Raw genomic sequence first — 3,707 nt, forward strand, 5'->3', positions numbered from 1 at the left:
AACGGATGCCGCGGGTGGGGCGGGTGCCGGGTCAGATCTAGAGACGGTGCAGGAAGTCCATCTTGAGCTGGGCGACCGTGGCGGCGACGAGGTAGCACCCGATCGTGATCACGACGATCCACGACGATGCGCCGGCGGCGAAGCGCCGAACCCCCGCCGGAACCGGGAGGGTGCCCGTCCGGAGGTTGTAGAGGGTCACGGCCAGGAACATCGGGATCGTGACGACCCAGGTCACCATGCACCACGGGCACAGCACGTCGAGCACGAAGAAGCTCTGCCCCATCAGCCAGATCACGAAGACGAGCGCGAGCGTCACGCCGGCGTTCAGTCCGATCCAGAACCAGCGGGCGAACCGGGCGCCCGCGAGGATCGCGGATCCGATGGTGATGACAACCGTCCAGGCGATGAGCCCGATCAGCGGATTCGGGAAACCGAACAGCGCACCCTGCCAGGAGCCGAGGTTGGTACTGCAGCCGACGAGCACGCTGAAGTTGCAGGAGAGCTGCGCCTGCGGATCCTCGAGGATCGCGATCTTGTCCAGGGTCAGTGCGAAGGCGGCGGCGAGGGCGATCGCACCTCCGATGACCATGAAGACGGCGAGCCCGATGGGGCGCTTGGATTGCTCGGTGTGTTGCACCTCAGGATTATGTCATGCGCCTCGCACTCGATCCTGAACAATACATGCGATAATCATCGAGGATGCTTGAGCCGCGCTCGAGCACAGCCAGAGAAGGCTTAATGGGCCGTAACAGCCCAGATTCATTGGTCCCACGACCAAAGGTATTAGCAGCCAGAGCCAAGAGCCGGTTGCGAACGAAGAGGATTCCCGAGGTGGACGCGTAAGCGTTTTTCTCGCACGAGAGAGTAGCCGGATGGGTGGCGCGGTCGCCCAAAACGGTCAAGGAGCGCACCAGTAATGGTGGAAGACAACGAAAACACCAAAAAACGCAAAGGTCTGTTCGGATCCCGCCGTCGACGGGTAGCCGCCGCGGCGATCGCGCCCGCGGAAGCACCGGCCCCGGCGCCCAGCGCCGCGACCGAAACCGTGGAGCCGCCGACAGCACCATTCCTCGAGGGGGAGCCCGCACCCTGGGCGAACACCGAGACGACCCCAGCCGAACAGGACACCATCGTGGACCAGCCGACTCCGCCCGTCGAACCCGCACAGCCGGTTCGCAGGCCATCGACCTCTCTTCTCTTCCAGGCGCCGAACATCGTGCCGCTTCCGGCCCGTTCCGGGGGGCGACGCGACGACTCGCGTGCCTTCGATGACCGTCAGGACGGCAACCGCTCAGACGGAGACCGTCAGGACAACCGTTCGGGCAATCGCCAGGACGGCAACCGATCGGACTCCAACCGCCAGGACAACGGCGCGGACAACCGTCACGACCGCAACCGTTCGGACAACCGTCCCGACGGCCGCTCCGACCGCGATGAGTACCCGGACGAGACGTCGACCGTCCGCCGCCGCGCCCGCCGCCGGCCGGGAGACGAGAACCGTTCCGGTGCGGACGACCCCGCCAACACCGTCGTCCGGGTCCGCGTTCCGCGCGAACCCGAACTCATCACCGAGCCGCAGCGCATCAAGGGCTCGACCCGCCTCGAGGCGAAGAAGCAGCGCCGCCGCGACGGCCGCGACGCCGGTCGCCGCCGTCCCGTCATCACGGAGGCCGAGTTCCTCGCCCGCCGCGAATCGGTCGACCGCGTCATGGTCGTCCGCGCCAAGCACAACAAGATCCAGATCGGCGTCCTCGAGGACGGCGTGCTCGTCGAGCACTATGTCGCCAAGAACCAGGACGCATCCCTGATCGGGAATGTGTATCTCGGCCGGGTGCAGAACGTGCTCCCGAGCATGGAAGCCGCCTTCGTCGACATCGGACGCGGACGTAACGCCGTGCTGTACTCTGGTGAGGTCGACTGGGAAGCTGCCGCGGAACACGCCGCCAACAGCAACCAGGCCCGTCGCATCGAGCTCGCGCTCAAGCCGGGCGACAAGGTGCTCGTGCAGGTCACGAAGGACCCGATCGGCCACAAGGGCGCCCGGCTCACCAGCCAGGTCTCGCTTCCGGGTCGCTACCTCGTCTACGTGCCGAACGGGTCGATGAACGGCATCAGCCGCAAGCTTCCGGACACCGAGCGCGCCCGCCTGAAGAAGATCCTCAAGGAGGTCCTTCCGGACAACACCGGCGTGATCGTGCGTACCGCCGCGGAAGGCGCCACCGACGAGCAGCTGACGCTCGACGTCAACCGGCTCACCGAGCAGTGGGCGTCCATCTCGAAGCTCGTCGACACCGTCCAGGCCCCCGCACTCCTGCACGGTGAGCCCGACCTGCTGATCAAGATCGTGCGCGACGTCTTCAACGAGGACTTCCAGAAGATGGTCATCTCCGGGGACGAAGCCCGCGAGACGATCCAGACGTACCTCGGCCAGGTCGCCCCTGACCTCGTCGACCGGGTCGAGCGTTACGAGGGCGAAAACGACGCCTTCGACGAGTACCGCATCTCCGAGCAGATCGAGAAGGCCCTCGACCGCAAGGTCTGGCTGCCCTCCGGCGGTTCCCTCGTGATCGACCGCACCGAGGCCATGACCGTCGTCGACGTCAACACGGGCAAGTTCGTCGGGTCAGGCGGAAACCTCGAGGAAACCGTCACGAAGAACAACCTCGAGGCCGCAGAGGAGATCGTGCGCCAGCTCCGGCTGCGCGACATCGGCGGCATCATCGTCGTCGACTTCATCGACATGGTCCTCGAGACCAACCGTGACCTCGTGCTGCGCCGCCTGCTCGAATGCCTGAGCCGCGACCGCACCAAGCACCAGGTCGCCGAGGTCACCTCGCTCGGTCTGGTGCAGATGACCCGCAAGAAGCTCGGACTCGGGCTTCTCGAGTCCTTCAGCGAGAACTGCGAGGCCTGTGCGGGCCGCGGAGTCGTCATCCACCACGACCCCGTCACCAAGCACCGCCAGACGGCCCAGCCGCCCCAGGAACGACGCCCGCGCAGCAAGGCGGGCAACTCCGGCAACGGCAACGACAACAACGGGGGCAACGGGAGCAACGGCAACGGTGGCAACAACGGCCACCGCGGCGGCAACTCCGGCAACAACGGTTCCCAGGCGCCGTCCACCGAGCAGGCGAAGGCCACCTCGGGCACCCACGGGATCACCGAGGATGCCAAGCACGCCCTCGCCCTGATCGCGGCGAGGACCATCCCACGCGCCCTGACCGGGTCCATCCCGATCATCCACGTGCCGGATGCCCCCGTGTCGACCCCCGTCTCCGCAGAGCCCGAGGCACACGAGGCCACGACCGAGGCCGCCCCAGCGCCCGTCGCCGAGGCGTCCGTCGCCCCCGTCGAGACGGCGGACATCGCGCACGCCGTCGCGGAGGCCGTCGCCCAGGGCTTCAACCCCGACCCGATCGAGGCGAACACCGGTTCCGTTGAGATCCTCGACATCCCGGTGCGGAAGTCGTCCCGCACGCGCCGCACCGTGAGCAAGCAGGTCACCGACCAGCTGCTCGACTCGGTGCTCGAGTCGCTCCCCGAGCCCAAGCAGCCCGGTCAGGGCCGCTCGCGCAGCCGCCGGGTCACGACGGCAGGCGGCTCGACGTCGAACGCGCAGCCCATCGTGCTGCCGGCACGGGAGACGCAGAACTAGTCCCTCCCGGGAAATGCGGGCGAACGGCGGGGGGCTTGGGTGGGCCGCCCTT

2 protein-coding genes are annotated in these 3,707 nt (G+C 67.3%); one reads left to right on the top strand and one right to left on the bottom strand.

Annotated elements, in window-relative coordinates:
- Nucleotides 1-37: 37 nt before the first annotated feature.
- Nucleotides 38-637 (bottom strand): vitamin K epoxide reductase family protein, encoded by a 600-nt coding sequence (locus QN350_RS19310; protein WP_322140063.1) that lies wholly within the window; start codon nucleotides 635-637, stop codon nucleotides 38-40.
- Between the two features lie 279 nt (nucleotides 638-916).
- Between QN350_RS19310 and QN350_RS19315 the strand changes: the two genes are divergently transcribed.
- Nucleotides 917-3,655 carry an Rne/Rng family ribonuclease gene (locus tag QN350_RS19315; RefSeq protein ID WP_322140062.1) on the top strand — a complete coding sequence of 913 codons (2,739 nt, stop codon included), beginning with the start codon at nucleotides 917-919 and terminating at the stop codon, nucleotides 3,653-3,655.
- Nucleotides 3,656-3,707: the final 52 nt, after the last annotated feature.

This window comes from Cryobacterium sp. 10I5, from assembly GCF_035019865.1.
Classification (GTDB): domain Bacteria; phylum Actinomycetota; class Actinomycetes; order Actinomycetales; family Microbacteriaceae; genus Cryobacterium; species Cryobacterium breve_A.